The following is a 13004-nucleotide window of genomic DNA, read 5'->3' as shown; positions in this document are numbered from 1 at the left end:
CCTTCCTGTGAGCGGGCTGGGCAGCGGCGCGCCCGACTGGGATTCGGCTGGGCGAGACCGGGACCGGAACCGGAACCGTGACGGGCAGGGCGGCGGGGAGAGCGGTACGGAGAGCAGCGGGGAGAGCGGCGGGGAGAGCGGCGGGGAGGTGCTCGTCTGGTACGTGGCGTACGGCTCGAACCTGCACGCCGCCCGCCTCGCCCGCTACCTGCGCGGCGGCCGCCCCGACGGCGGGGCGCAGACCCACCCCGGAAGCCGCGACCCGCGCCCGCCGCGCCGGGTGGTGGCCACCGTACTGCCGGGCGTGCTCTACTTCGCCGACCACTCGCTCACCTGGGGCGGCGGCTCGGCCTTCTACGACCCGGCCCTTCCCGGCGAAGTCCCCTGCCGGGCCTATCTAGTGACGGTCGGTCAGTTCAGCGACATCGCCGCCCAGGAGATGCGCCGCTCCCCCGGCACCGACCTCGACCTCGCCCCGGTGCTCGCCGCCGGGCGCGCCGAACTGGGCCCGGGCCGCTACGAAACCCTGCTGCACGTCGGCGAGTCGGACGGCCACCCGCTGCTGACCTTCACCGCCGCCCGGGGCGTGGCCGGCGCCGAGCTCAACGCCCCCACCCCGCCCTACCTGCGCACCCTGGCGGCGGGCCTGGCCGAGTCCCACGGCTGGGGCCCCTGGCGCACGGCCGGCTACCTCGCCACCCGCCCGGGCGCGGCCGGGCACTGGACACCGGCGGAGGTGGCGGCGCTGCTGCTGTAGGCGCGGCCGTGGCCCGCGCCCCGGACCCGGCCCGGCCGCTGTCGGCGGGCGCCGCTACCGTGCCGCCATGACCTACCACCCCACCGCGCCCGCGGATGCCGACTGGGACCGCCAACTCGCCGACGCCTTCGCCGCCTTGCTCGGCCGTCCCCTCGCGGAGTACGACCCCGACGCGGTCTACGCCGCCTGCGTCACCGGCAACCTGCTGTACGAGACCGGCTTCCGGCGCGAGCACGCCTGGGTGCGCCCGGCGGCGCTGCGCGGCGAGGAGTCGTTCGCCTCCCGGCTCCACCTGTTCGACGAGGCCGAGGGGACGCCGGTCTTCGACCCGAGCCGCTCGGTCTTCGAGTTCCGGCCGTCCGACGCCGGGGCGCATCTCCCCGAGGGCTTCGCCGCCGCCGTCGAGGCCGCCTGCTTCAGCCCCGGACTGCTGCGGGGCGCCGACCTCGCCCCGCTGCTGGAACGGTACGGCGTCGACCTCACCGACCCGGCCCTGGCCGGTACCTGGGAGGTCTACGCTCCCCTGCTCGTCTCCGACGGCACCCTCCTGGACGCCCTGTGCACGGCCTTCGCCACCGGCCGCACCCCCGGGGAGCTGATGCCCTTCACGGCGGAGCCCGAGGAGGAGTGGGAGGAGGAGCTTTCCGTGATCGGGAACCCCGAACTGCGCACCCACCTCGGCTACTTCTGCACCGACGGGGAGACGGGCCTGATGCCCGTGTCCGCCGACACCACGGCCTTCGGCCTGGACGACGAGGGCTGCGAACCGGTCGCGGGGTGGGAGGACGGGCACGGCCAGGTCGAGATCACCGTCATCCGGCTGAGCGACCACGTCGCCGGGCCGCGCCGCTGACCCCGGCCGCCCCGCACGACGGCCCGAACGCGGCGGGGCCGCCCGGTGAACTGCCGGGCGGCCCAGCCGTGTTCGGGCGTTTGGCTGTGCGGGTGTCAGGCGTGCGGCGCCCAGAATGCGGTGAGCCGGCCGACGCCGTGCTCGACGCCCTTCCAACTGCCCTGGAACTCCAGGACCGCGATGGCCGAGGTCGGGAAGCCGGAGCGGTTCATCCGCGCCAGCAGGTCCCCCTCGGCCTCGCCCGCCAGGGCGTCGGCCAGCGCGTGGACGCCGGGGTTGTGGCCGACCAGGACCAGGTCCCGCACCTCGTCGGACTGCTCGTTGAGGAGCGCGATCAGCTCCCCGAGGCTCGCCTCGTACACGCGCTCCTCGGCGACGGTCTTCGGCACCACCGGGAGCTCGGCGGCCGCGAGCCTCCAGGTCTCACGGGTCCGCACGGCGGTGGAGACCAGCGCGAGGTCGGGGGTGATGCCGGCGCCGGCGATCCAGCGTCCGGCCGCCGGCGCGTCCTCCCGGCCCCGCTCGGCGAGCGGGCGCTCGTGGTCGTCCACGTCGGGGTGCTCGGCCTTGGAGTGGCGCAGCACGACGATCCGGCGCGTCGATTCCTCGGACATGGACGTCTCCCTCGGTTCCCGGAACGGGCGGTTCACCCGGACCAAGATCGTAACAGTCCGTACTGACGGTCCGTCGGGTGGAACGCGACGGGTGCGCCGCCCCGGGCGGGCGGCGCACCGCCCGGGCCCCGGCCTCCCCACCGGCCGTACCCGGCAGGCCGGTTGGGGAAGGAGCGGGGCCCGGAGCCGCGCCGGTCAGTGGTGGTACATGCCGACCTCGTAGCCGCCGCCGGGCTGGCGGATCATCACGTTGGCCCGGTTGAAGGCGTTGATCAGCGCGATCGCGCAGACCAGCGCCGCGAGCTGCTCCTCGTCGTAGTGCTTGGCGGCGTTCGCCCACGCCTCGTCGCTCACCCCGCCGGCCGCGTCGGCGAGCCGGGTGCCCTGCTCGGCGAGTTCCAGCGCGGCGCGCTCGGCCTCGGTGAAGACGGTGGCCTCGCGCCAGGCGGCGACCAGGTTGAGGCGCACCGGGTCCTCGCCGGCGTGCACGGCCTCCTTGAAGTGCATGTCGATGCAGGCGCCGCAACCGTTGATCTGGCTGGCGCGCAGCCGCACCAACTCCTGGACGGTGTACGGCAGGGCCGACTCGGCGATGGGCTTGTTGGCCGCGATGAGGTGCTTGAGGACCTTGCCGATGACGGGGCTGGCGAAGGGGTTGAGGCGGGGTTCCATGGCGTGCTCCTCGGTCGCTGTTCCGTTTGCTGCCCCTTGAGACAGGACGGCCCGCCGTTCTGTGACATCCCCCGGCCGCCCGGGCTCCGTGACCTGCGCCACACCACCCGCCGGTGGGCCCCGGCGGGCCTCGGATAGCCTGCTGGCCACGGTCGCGGGGCAGGCGGGGGGTCCACATGACGGGTACGGCAGGTGCGGAAGGTGCGGCCAGATACCGTCCGCTGCTGTTCTCCATCGCGTACGGGATGACGGGTTCGGTCGGCGACGCCGAGGACCTCGTCCAGGACGCCTTCCTCGGCTTCACCCGCGCCGACCGGGCCGGCACCGCGGTCGCCGACCCCAAGGCGTACCTGACCACGGCCGTCACCCGCCTGGGCATCAACCACCTCACCTCCGCCCGGGTGCGCCGCGAGGCCTACGTCGGCGAGTGGCTGCCCGAGCCCGTCGTCACCACCGCCGAGCGGCCCGGCCCGGCCGAGCACGCCGAGCTGGCGGACACCCTGTCGATGGCGTTCCTGGTGCTGATGGAGGCCCTCTCGCCGGTCGAGCGCGCGGTGTTCACGCTGCGCGAGGCCTTCGGGTACGGCTACCCGGAAGTCGCGGAGATGGTGGGGAAGAGCGAGGCGAACTGCCGCCAGATCCTCGCCCGCGCCAGGAAGCGCCTGGCGCCCGCGGCGCACGAGGACGAGGCCGTTACCCCGGCCCCGGCCCGCCGCGCGGAGGGCGAGGAGCTGGCCCGCCGCTTCTTCGAGGTCGCCGAGGGCGGCGACCTGGACGCCCTGCTCGGCATGCTCGCCCCCGACGTGGTGTTCCAGGGCGACGGCGGCGGCAAGGCCCGCGCGCTGGCCCACTCCCTCACCGACCCGCGCCGCGTCGCCCAGCTGCTCGTCGGCGGCCTGCGCCGGGTCCGCCGCCTGGGCGCGCGCCTCGTCCCGGCCCGGGTCAACGGCCGCCCGGGCGCGGTGGTGTACGACGCGGAGCAGCGCGTGGCCGGCGTCATCGAGCTGGACATCGACGCCGACGGCGCGGTGCGGTCCGTCCACGCCGTGTCCAACCCCGACAAGCTCGCCCACCTCGGGCCGGTCTCGGGCCTGGGGCTGCTGCCGGCGCCGAAGTAGCCGGGCGACGCAACGGCCCGGGCCCTGGCAACCACCGCCCGGGCCCGGGCCGTTCGTCGTACGGGTGCGGCCGGAGGGCCGGCCGGAAGGTCAGAGCGCGGTGCAGACGGCGGTCGCGCGGATGGACTCGGTCCCGGTGCCGGTGTTGGTGCCGCGCACGACCCAGGAGTTGTCGGTCGCGTAGGAGTCGGTGACGAAGATCCGGAAGGCGCTGGTCTGGCCGCCACCGCCGGTGGGCACCTCCCCGGACGGACAGCTGACGATGGCGACCCCGTTGTCCCCGGGGGCCACGTCGATCCAGTCGCCGACGACCTGGTCGTGCGCGGCCATCAGCGCGGGGCTGACGGCGGCCGGGCCGTGCGGGACGACGACGGTCGGCTTGACGTTGGGCTTGCCCACGGGCTTGCCCGCCGGCTCGCCGACGGGCTCTCCGACGGGCTTGTGGCTGGGCTTGCCGTCGGCGACGGCGGCCACGGTGCCCGTGGCCAGGACACCGGTGACGGCGACGGCGAGGGCGGTCAGGACGAGGGGCTTCATACGGGCCACGGAGGCTCCTGAGGGTTGCGGATCGGGGTGCGTCGACGCGGGGCCGTTCCCCGCGTCGAGGCCGATCCGTACCCGAACCCCCGACTCCGGCGCGGAGGCCCGCCGTACCGGCTACCCGGGCGGAGGAACACCGCTGCCCGACCGGGCTAGCCGGGGCCGGAATCCCCCGGTTCGATCAAGGAAGCCGTTCACGGGGGAAACACGGACAACCGTCACCTCGGCACGTTCCGGCACTTCATCGCCGCGGCCCGCGTCATCGGCCGGCGCGACGCCCCGCGCCGCCTCGCGCTCGGCGCCGGGGTCCGCCTGGTCGCCGCCTGCTCCGACTCCCCCGCCGCCCCCGCCGGCTCCCCTGCGCCCGACACCGGGAAGCCCACCGTCGCCGAGCGGGAGAGCACGCTGGAACTCATCCCGAGCGAGCCGTCGGACAAGGAGCCGCTCCGGGCCCGGATGCTCAAGGGCTGCGAGATCTACACCAGCGGCCAGCCGTGCCCGATGTGCATGAGCGCCATCTACTGGTCCCGGTTCGACGCCGTCTTTCAGCCGGAACCTGGCGGAGACCGCGGAGATCGGGTTCAGCGACGAGTACCAGTACGACGACTTCAAGAAGCCCATCGAGGAGCGGAGCATCCGCATGGTGCAGTTCTGCCCCGAACTCGGCAAGCCCGCGTACGACGCGTGGAGGGCCAGGCCCGACAAGCACCCCTACTGACCTGTCACCACCTCCGCGACGGCGCGGCGGGGGCGGGTGAACCAGCAGGCGAGCAGCAGGTTGGGCACCCAGCACAGCCAGGCGATGGCGGTGTAGGAGGTGCGGAAGTCCAGGTGCGCGGCCGTCGCGGCGACCAGCATCAGGCGCAGCATGACGGCGGCGAAGGTGAGCGCGAAGCTGCGGATCATCCAGCTGCGGTGGTCGGCCACCCGGCCGTCGAGGATCGCCCGCAGCCCGGCGTTGCCGGTCACCAGCCAGGCCACGGCCAGGCCGACGAAGCCGAGCCTCGCGACCGCTCCCCCGTACGCGACGGGCGCCAGCAGCAGCGCGCCCACCCCGCCGACCAGGCAGCCGAGCAGGTAGACGACGCCGATCCGGCGGTGCAGGCGGGGCCGGCGCTCGCGCAGACGGGCGGAGAACTGCCAGGGCCCGACCGCGAGTGCGGTGATCGCGCCGAAGATGTGGATGTAGAGCGGGACTTCGTGGCGCAGGTAGGTGGCGCGCTGCTGCTCGAAGAACCCCGCGGGGTCGAAGCTGAAGTACTTGGCGGAGACCACGGCGATGAGGGTGGCGAGCACCGTCATGACGGCCCAACCGGCCCGTGTGATGCGCATGGACCGAGTGTCCGGCCTGGCGGCCCGGGCCGACATCCGGGTTGCCCCCGAGAGGAACCCCCAGAGAACCCCACCTTCCTTGCGGGGGTTGGCACTTGGCGCACGATGTCAAGATCGTTCCCTCGAAAGTGTTATTCCGGAACGGAGTTCCTTGGAATCGATCGCGGCGCGGCTAGCGTGATCGTTGATCACCACGAGAACTCCCTCCGGAACGAAGGAATCCCATGTCCGACGCCTACGTCTTCGTCAAGGGCAACACCGCCGAGATCAGCCTGCCGGCCGGCGCCAAGGTCGCCGTCAAGGCCAAGACCAACTCGTCCAACGCCCAGAAGGTGCAGCTCACCAGCAAGGACGGCAACGTGGCCCTGTCGTTCAGCGGTTCCGGCGACCGCAACGCCGTCATCGGCCAGGAGACCATCACCGGGCAGGCCGGCCTCACCGCCGTCTTCGAGTTCGCCTCGGCCGAGGGAGACTTCAGGCCGAGCAAGCTCAACTCCGGTGGCCCGTACGAGATCGGCGCCTACAACCTGGCGGTGGTCGTCGCCGAGAACGGCGACGACTCCGACTACAACGACACCGTCCTCGAGTTCAGCTGGTACACCCCGAAGTAGCCGCAGGGGCAGCAGGCACGCCTCCAGCCCGGCGCGGACTCCCGCGCCGGGCCGGAGGCGTGTCCGGTTCCGGGAGCGGCTACCGCGCGTCCTCCTCCGTGTAGTGCGCCTCGAGGAAGTCGGCGAAGCTGCCGACGACCACGGACGACACGAGGGCCCTGGCGAGCAACTCCTTGTTCACCTCCTCCGCGTCCTTGCCGCCGTTGATCTCGGGCAGGCCGAAGTGGTGGCGCAGGGCGAGCTGCTCGTCGACGATGACGGCGGCGGGCAGCTTCCAGTCCTCGCCGAGGCCGGCGAGGAAGTCGGGGATGTCCGCGGCTTCGGCGGGGCCGACGAAGGAGGTGACGGCGATCCAGCCCGCGTTCGTGCCGTCGTACTCGAAGTGCAGCTTCTGGCTGCGCTTCTTCTCGGTGCCGTCCTTGAGCTTGAGGGTCTGTTCGAAGGTGGCGGTCGCCGTGTTGGCCTGCTTCCCCGTTCCCTTCTTGACGTTGTCGGAGCCGAGGGCCTCGGTGAGGAGGGAGATGAAGTCGTTCCACGTCGCCATGGGTGCCCGTCCTGTTCTCTGCGTCGCGATGGTGTGACGCGTACTCAACGGGCGTGCCCGACAGCGGGTCACGGGCCAGGCGGTCCGGGGACGGCCGTCGGCGGTCAGGCGGGCTGCCAGAGCTCGATGCGGTTGCCCTCGGGGTCGGTGACCCAGCCGAACCGGCCGACGCCGTCCATCTCCTGGGTCTCCTCGGCGACGTCGGCCCCCTTGGCGCGCAGCTGGGCGAGCATCGCCTCCAGGTCGCGGACGCGGAAGTTGAGCATGGTCTGCTGGTCGCGGGGCCCGAAGTAGTCGGTCCCGGACTCGAACGTCGCGAACACCGTCGGCCCGGCTTCCTGCTGCCACAGGCCGTGCTCATCGGCGTCCAGCCCCAGGCAGTCGCGGTACCAGGCGCCCAGCGCCGCCGGGTCAGCGGCCCGCAGGAAGTATCCGCCGATGCCGAGCACTCGTTCCATGCCGTCGGCCGCCACCCCGATCACCCCCAAGGAGGCGCCCACAACCGGGTGAAGCGGCGGCGAGCGTGAACCGTCCCGGGGTGGGCTCGTCGGCCCACCCCCGGTCGGCCGGCCGCTTCATCCTCGATCGAAGTCCCTCCACACTAGCCGGACCCTGCTCCAGCCCGAGTACGGAAGTTGATCTTCTGACAGGACATCACCGGCTTCCCGCCGGATGCTTGCCCGGTGAGCGTGGCGAGGACGCGCTGGCGGTGGGGAGCGAGCGCGTCCGTGGAAAGCGCGGGACGCCACACCCGGACGATCGAGCCCGATCGCGCGAGCCCTCGGTAGGAAGACTCCTGCGGGACCGTTCGTCGCGGGCATCGGCCCGGAGGAATCACCGGCTTCCGGGCCGGCTTCACCTGCCTGTCCGGGCCGTCTCCGCTTCGGCGAGCTCGGCGAGTACCCGGTCCGCCGCCTCCCGAAGCCCCTCCACGCGCTCGCGCGCGGCCGGCTCCCGCTCCTCCAGGAGACCCGCCAACGGCTTCTTACGCCTGGGACAGTGGAACGCTGGCTCTCCGATGCGGCGCTGGTGCCGCATCAGCGGAACCGTACCGATGTCTGCGCGGCTTTAGGGGTTGATGAACGAGTGATCTGGCCAAACAGCGTCCGGGCGAACGTCAAGACCGGGCACGACCGGGAGGTGTTCGCCGTCTATCCGCACCGGTCGGCCTGCCCTCAGTCGGTCTGGGCGCAGCTGATCGCCGAGGCGCGGTCCGAGGTCTTCCTCGCCGGGTACACCAACTACTTCGTCTGGCTGGAGCAGCCCGCCCTCCTCCAGACCCTGCGGCGCAAGGCCGAGAGCGGCTGCCGCATCCGCTTCCTCCTCGGCGATCCCGAGTCCGGGACGACGCGCCGGCGCGAGCAGATCGAGGACGTGGCCCTCACCGTGTCCACCCGGATCCGGGTCACGCTGGAGCACCTGGCCAAGCTCTCCGGCACCCCGGGCGTCGAGGCCCGCTTCAGCTCCCCGGAGGACGGCCCGAACCACATCGGCCTGTCCGTCTTCCGCTTCGACGAACACGCCCTGGTCACCCCGCACCTGGCCCGCACCGTCGGCCACGACTCCCCGCTGATGCACCTGCGGCGCAGCGAGGAGAACGGCATGTTCGACCGCTTCGCCGAGCACATCGAGGAACTCTGGTCCCGGGGCAACACCATCCCCACCGACCCGGCCCGCGCCTAGGAAGTCGGCCCCGCCGACTTCCTGCTCCATCCGCACCGGCGAATCGGCGCCAGCCGGCAGTGCTCGTTCACGACGAAATCCTCGGTCGGTACGGCGCATCGCCCACCGAACTGCCGGACGGCCGTGCCCGATCGGCTTCCCTCGCGCCGCCGTCCCGGCCTGCGCATAGGAAGTCGGCCCCGCCGACTTCCTGCTCCACCGCTCAACCAGGAGGGCACCATCATGAACAGCGGCGGCCGGAACGGCTGCGGGGACGGCGCCGCCGATCCCTCCCCCGCAGCGCTCCACTCCGTGTCCGTCGCGGGAGTGGTCGTCCGCGAGGACGGGCGCGTGCTGGCGATCCGGCGGGCCGACAACGGCGCCTGGGAGCCGCCGGGCGGCGTCCTCGAACTCGCCGAGACCGTCGAGGACGGCCTGTGCCGCGAGATCCGCGAAGAGACCGGCATCGAGGTCGCCGTCGACCAACTCACGGGCATCTACAAGAACATGGCCCGTGGCGTCGTCGCCCTGGTCTTCCGCTGCCACCCCACCGGCGGCGCCGAACGGCTCTCCTCCGAGTCCACCGCCATCGCCTGGCTGGCCCCCGACGAGGTCGCCGACCGCATGGCCGAGGTCTACGCCGTCCGCGTCCTCGATGCCCTGCACCCCGGCCCCGCCCGCGTCCGCTCCCACGACGGCCGGCGCCTCACCGCCGCCCCCGAACGCCTCGCGTGAGAAGTCGGCCCCGCCGACTTCCCGCTCCGCCGTCCATGGCCAGAGCCCGCGCGCCCTTACGGGCCCCTCTCGGCAGGCCGGTCGCCGACGGCGTCCCCGGCCTCATGTCCGTGCGCGACTCCAAGGACCCCTCCGGCCGGGCCCTCCCCCGCTCCTGTCCGGGGCCGGGCCCCGGTTCGATTCGCGGGAGGCGGGTCTTCTCCCCCACGGGCTCCAACTGCGGGCGGTCCGCCCGCAGTCGCGGCGTGACAGCCGGGGGCAGCGGGCGGCAACGGCCGTCCGCGCCCAGGTGCGGCTCGGCTCCAGAGCCACCTCCGCCAGGCGGGCGAGAAAGCCAGCCGGAAGACGTGGTGGCTGAGGGAGAGGTGGTTGCCGGTGAGCGTCTGTACGAAGGTCTCGGTGAAGTCGACGGCCGAGTCGTCGAATCCGAGCTTGCCGACGACAACGGTGAGCACGCCCCCGTCGGACAGCCGCTGGCTGTCGACGTTGCTCAGGTCCCGAAGCTTCGCCTCGATGGCCTGTCGTCCCTGGACCTGCTGGCCATCGAAGGTGAGCAGCGCGTCCTCCGCGTAGAACCCCCGCCACGCCTGCGCGGGACTCGCCGCCCTCGTCGAAGTGGGCGTAGTAGCCCTCATGGCGGGTGAGCTCACAGGGAGGTCGTCGTCAGAGTGCGGTTTCGGCTGTTCCGGCACTGTTTGCTGGCTCTCGGAGGTCGGACCGCCCCGGGAGCGTCCGAGCCGTTCGTCGGGGTGATGCTGCCGGGGGTCGCGGCGCCCGGCCGGCGCGCCGGGCACCGCGACCGCACACGTCACGCCGGCGAGGTGGCCGTCCGGGCGAGGTGCCGGGTGAGGAAGCGGGCCGCGCTGTCGGCCTCGGACCTGGGGAAGTCGAAGTGCTTGCCCGCGTTGGCGTGCAGTGTCTTCTCCGTCGAGGCGAAGGCGTCGAACAGTGCGAGGGCGGCCTCGCGCGGGATGCGCTCGTCGTCCCACTGCATGGCGAACTCGATCGGGACGGTGATCCGCCGCGCCTGCTCGACCAGGGCGTCGGGCCACATCAGTCCGAAGACCGCGGCCGTGATCCTGGGCTCGGCCGCCACCAGCGGCACGCCGAGCGCGGTGCCCATGGCGATGCCGAAGTAGCCCACCGGCCCGTCGGCGCCGATCTCCGGCAGCTCCTGGAGGGCGTCCAGGGCCGCCTGCCACTCGGGTACGGCGAGCTCGGCCAAGCGGGCGTTGTAGCGGACGACGACCGGGCCCTCCGGCTCGCCTGCCGCCTGCGCCGCGCGCAGTTCGGCGATGTCCGCCTCGTCCTGCGCGCTGCGCGGCCGGTCGCCGTGACCGGGTGCGTCGAGGACGGCGACGTGGAAGCCGCGGCCGGCCGCCAGGAGCCGCGCCCGGCCCGCCATGGAGGGGTGCTTCTTGTGGGCGCCGCCGCCGTGGCCCATCAGGACCAGGGGCGCGTGACCGGTGCCGGAGGCCGGGGAGGCGGGGGACCAGAGCACGCCGGGGACGCCGCCCACGGTGAAGTCGCGTTCGGTCATGCCCTCCGCCGTGGACTCTGCGGTGAAGTGAAGGGGCTGGGAAGAGTGCATCGGTGTGGCCTTTCGGGAGTTGCCTGCTCATCGCGGCGCTCCCGGCGACACCCTGCGTCAGTCGCCGGCCGTGAACCCCAAGGGGAGCACCCATATCGGTACTGCGGTCATGGGTCTCACCTCCTCGGGCGGTGTCACGGTCGACTGCAAGCTACAAGCCCGGGCCTCGTCCCGTCCAACCCTTTTTCCCGGCCACGTGACCACGACTCCACGCGCCCCGGTGCCAAGCGGCCGTACGCATTCCTACAAGACCCCCGCTTCCGCGCCCGGACAGGATGGGCTTCCGAAGGACCCCTACAAGGAGGTTTCATGCTGAAACGCCTGAAAGCGGGAACCATGAAGAAGCGTCTGCTCGCGGTGCCCTTCGCCGTCGCGGCCGCCCTGGCGGTGTGCGTCGCCCCGGCCGCGTCCGCCGCCACCGGCGCGGGTGGCTCGGGCGCCGGCCAGGCCGGCTTCTCGGCGCAGGCCCGGGACCTGGGGCTGAGCGGTGCCCAGGCCAGGAGCCTGCAGGACCGGGTCGACGACTACCTCGCCAAGACCCCCGGGGCGAGCCAGGTGGCCGTCAACAAGATCGCCCTGCCCGGCGGCGAGCTGCTGCTCCCGCTGCCCGGGGAGGAGCGGGCCCGCGACCTCGCCGCCAAGGGTGACTCCCCCGCCCTGTCCTCGGGCTGCCCGTACACCTACGTGTGCGCGTACAGCGGCACGAACTTCACGGGCGAGGAACTGCGCCTGTTCACCTGCAACTACCCGGTCCGCATCTACTGGACCGGGACCGGATCGTGGATCAACAACCAGCGGTCCACGCTGTACGCCAGGTTCTACGGCGCCGACGGCAACGTCGGCTGGACCTCGCCCGGCGGCTACAGCGAGGACCGCGCGGCCCCCTGGGGCTGGGTCTACTGGCTCAGCCCCTGCTAGAACGGCCGCGCCGGAGTGGGAAGTCGGCCACGCCGACTTCCCACTCGCTACCACACAGGCGACCGGAGCACGACAAGAACGGTCCACTGCGGGTGCTCGGCACGATCGCGTTGCTACGTTCCGGCCCATGGACTTCACCAGCATCGCGAACTCGTTCACCCAGCACTACTACACGACCTTCGACGGCGGCAGCGCCACCCGCAACAACCTGGCGAGCCTCTACCGCCCCGAGTCGATGCTCACCTGGGAGGGCAAGCAGGTCCAGGGGCAGTCGGGCATCATCGAGACGATCAACAAGCCCGAACTCGCCATCGTCAAGCACCAGATCGCCTCCTCCGACGCCCAGCCCGCCCCGGGCGGCGGCGTCCTGGTCCTGGTGACCGGCAACCTCGCCGTCGACAACGCCTTCGACAAGCCGATGCAGTTCACCGAGACCTTCAACCTGCAGCCGATCCCCGGCCAGCCGGGCGGCTTCTTCATCTACAACCAGGTCTTCCGCCTCGTCTTCGCCTGATACGGCGGCCCGCTCCGGTGCTGCGGCTGCGTGAACTGGCCGACGGCGACGCCGAGTCGGTTCGCCGCATCCACGCCGACGGGTCCGCCACGGATGTGTGGTTCGGCGCGATGACCGGCGTCCAGGCCCTCGCCTACGTCCGCGAGGCCGCCACGGACCCCGGGCTCCTCGTTCGCGGCATCGAGGTGGGCGGGGACCTGCTCGGCGTCGTCCGGCTCCGGCTCGACCCCGGCCGCGGCACCGGCCGGCTCAGCTACGTCGTGCGCGAGGACGCCCGGGGCAGCGGCCACGCCACCGCCGCCGTACGGCAGTTCCTCACCGGCGACGGCCTGCCCGCCCGGGTGCTCGCCGTCCACCGGGAGGCCAACCCCGCCTCCGGCCGGGTCCTCGCCAAGGCCGGATTCACCCCCACCTGCACGGGCGCCGGCCTCGTCCACCACGAACGCGCGCGCCGCTGAACGGCGCTCTGGAGTAGGACGTCGGCCGGGTCGACTTCCTGCGCCTCCCGTGGCGTGGTGACGGCACGTCACTCCGGGCGGGACG

General features: G+C 72.7%; 17 protein-coding genes. 9 read left to right on the top strand and 8 right to left on the bottom strand.

What is annotated here, in order from left to right; translation table 11 throughout:
* The first annotated feature begins 148 nt into the window (after window positions 1–148).
* Window positions 149–757, top strand: coding sequence for a histone deacetylase (locus ACFCY1_RS11485; protein ID WP_375874312.1), 609 nt, complete (start codon window positions 149–151; stop codon window positions 755–757).
* Between the two features lie 67 nt (window positions 758–824).
* Entirely contained in the window at window positions 825–1610 is a 786-nt protein-coding gene (locus ACFCY1_RS11480; protein ID WP_375874311.1) for a hypothetical protein, read from the top strand.
* Window positions 1611–1705: 95 nt separating this feature from the next.
* On the opposite strand, the gene ACFCY1_RS11475 is transcribed toward ACFCY1_RS11480, so the two are convergent.
* Both ACFCY1_RS11475 and ACFCY1_RS11470 read right to left on the bottom strand, forming a co-directional pair.
* Window positions 1706–2224, bottom strand: coding sequence for a histidine phosphatase family protein (locus ACFCY1_RS11475; protein WP_375874310.1), 519 nt, complete (start codon window positions 2222–2224; stop codon window positions 1706–1708).
* A 195-nt stretch (window positions 2225–2419) separates the two neighbouring features.
* On the bottom strand, window positions 2420–2896 hold the full coding sequence (locus ACFCY1_RS11470) for a carboxymuconolactone decarboxylase family protein (protein ID WP_117485235.1): 477 nt from the start codon (window positions 2894–2896) through the stop codon (window positions 2420–2422).
* A gap of 176 nt (window positions 2897–3072) precedes the next feature.
* On the opposite strand from ACFCY1_RS11470, the gene sigJ reads away from it, so the two are divergent.
* Window positions 3073–4014: an RNA polymerase sigma factor SigJ gene (gene sigJ / locus ACFCY1_RS11465; RefSeq protein ID WP_375874309.1), complete on the top strand. Its 942-nt coding sequence runs from the start codon at window positions 3073–3075 to the stop codon at window positions 4012–4014.
* Between the two features lie 90 nt (window positions 4015–4104).
* Here the strand turns inward: sigJ and ACFCY1_RS11460 are convergent, their stop codons facing one another.
* The gene (locus ACFCY1_RS11460; RefSeq protein WP_143204473.1) at window positions 4105–4560 is read right to left on the bottom strand and encodes a hypothetical protein; all 456 of its coding nucleotides are present in this window, start codon (window positions 4558–4560) and stop codon (window positions 4105–4107) included.
* A gap of 705 nt (window positions 4561–5265) precedes the next feature.
* Window positions 5266–5886 carry a DUF2306 domain-containing protein gene (locus ACFCY1_RS11455; protein WP_375874308.1) on the bottom strand — a complete coding sequence of 207 codons (621 nt, stop codon included), beginning with the start codon at window positions 5884–5886 and terminating at the stop codon, window positions 5266–5268.
* Window positions 5887–6110: 224 nt separating this feature from the next.
* On the opposite strand from ACFCY1_RS11455, the gene ACFCY1_RS11450 reads away from it, so the two are divergent.
* Entirely contained in the window at window positions 6111–6497 is a 387-nt protein-coding gene (locus tag ACFCY1_RS11450) for a fucose-binding lectin II (RefSeq protein WP_375874307.1), read from the top strand.
* Window positions 6498–6576: 79 nt separating this feature from the next.
* Here the strand turns inward: ACFCY1_RS11450 and ACFCY1_RS11445 are convergent, their stop codons facing one another.
* Window positions 6577–7041, bottom strand: a complete 465-nt coding sequence (locus ACFCY1_RS11445) for a hypothetical protein (protein ID WP_375874306.1) — start codon at window positions 7039–7041, stop codon at window positions 6577–6579.
* Window positions 7042–7145: 104 nt separating this feature from the next.
* Complete coding sequence (locus tag ACFCY1_RS11440; RefSeq protein WP_375874305.1) at window positions 7146–7499, bottom strand: VOC family protein; 354 nt, start codon at window positions 7497–7499, stop codon at window positions 7146–7148.
* Between the two features lie 628 nt (window positions 7500–8127).
* Between ACFCY1_RS11440 and ACFCY1_RS11435 the strand changes: the two genes are divergently transcribed.
* Window positions 8128–8724 carry a DUF5919 domain-containing protein gene (locus ACFCY1_RS11435; protein ID WP_375874304.1) on the top strand — a complete coding sequence of 199 codons (597 nt, stop codon included), beginning with the start codon at window positions 8128–8130 and terminating at the stop codon, window positions 8722–8724.
* Between the two features lie 222 nt (window positions 8725–8946).
* Window positions 8947–9438: an NUDIX hydrolase gene (locus ACFCY1_RS11430; RefSeq protein ID WP_375874303.1), complete on the top strand. Its 492-nt coding sequence runs from the start codon at window positions 8947–8949 to the stop codon at window positions 9436–9438.
* A 56-nt stretch (window positions 9439–9494) separates the two neighbouring features.
* Here the strand turns inward: ACFCY1_RS11430 and ACFCY1_RS11425 are convergent, their stop codons facing one another.
* Window positions 9495–10073, bottom strand: coding sequence for a ketosteroid isomerase family protein (locus ACFCY1_RS11425; RefSeq protein WP_375874302.1), 579 nt, complete (start codon window positions 10071–10073; stop codon window positions 9495–9497).
* 173 nt (window positions 10074–10246) lie between these two features.
* Complete coding sequence (locus tag ACFCY1_RS11420; protein ID WP_375874301.1) at window positions 10247–11029, bottom strand: alpha/beta hydrolase; 783 nt, start codon at window positions 11027–11029, stop codon at window positions 10247–10249.
* Window positions 11030–11338: 309 nt separating this feature from the next.
* On the opposite strand from ACFCY1_RS11420, the gene ACFCY1_RS11415 reads away from it, so the two are divergent.
* The 3 genes from ACFCY1_RS11415 to ACFCY1_RS11405 all read left to right on the top strand — a co-directional run bounded on the left by ACFCY1_RS11415 (window position 11339) and on the right by ACFCY1_RS11405 (window position 12919).
* A complete protein-coding gene (locus tag ACFCY1_RS11415; protein ID WP_375874300.1) occupies window positions 11339–11947 on the top strand; it encodes a peptidase inhibitor family I36 protein in 609 nt (202 codons plus the stop codon).
* Between the two features lie 127 nt (window positions 11948–12074).
* Entirely contained in the window at window positions 12075–12461 is a 387-nt protein-coding gene (locus ACFCY1_RS11410; protein ID WP_375874299.1) for a nuclear transport factor 2 family protein, read from the top strand.
* A 17-nt stretch (window positions 12462–12478) separates the two neighbouring features.
* Window positions 12479–12919, top strand: coding sequence for a GNAT family N-acetyltransferase (locus tag ACFCY1_RS11405; protein ID WP_375874298.1), 441 nt, complete (start codon window positions 12479–12481; stop codon window positions 12917–12919).
* Window positions 12920–13004 lie beyond the last annotated feature (85 nt).

Source organism: Kitasatospora sp. NPDC056273 (assembly GCF_042268845.1).
GTDB lineage: Bacteria > Actinomycetota > Actinomycetes > Streptomycetales > Streptomycetaceae > Kitasatospora.
The sequence above is the reverse complement of the archived record's forward strand: the minus strand, read 5'-3'. Positions and strand labels throughout refer to the sequence as shown.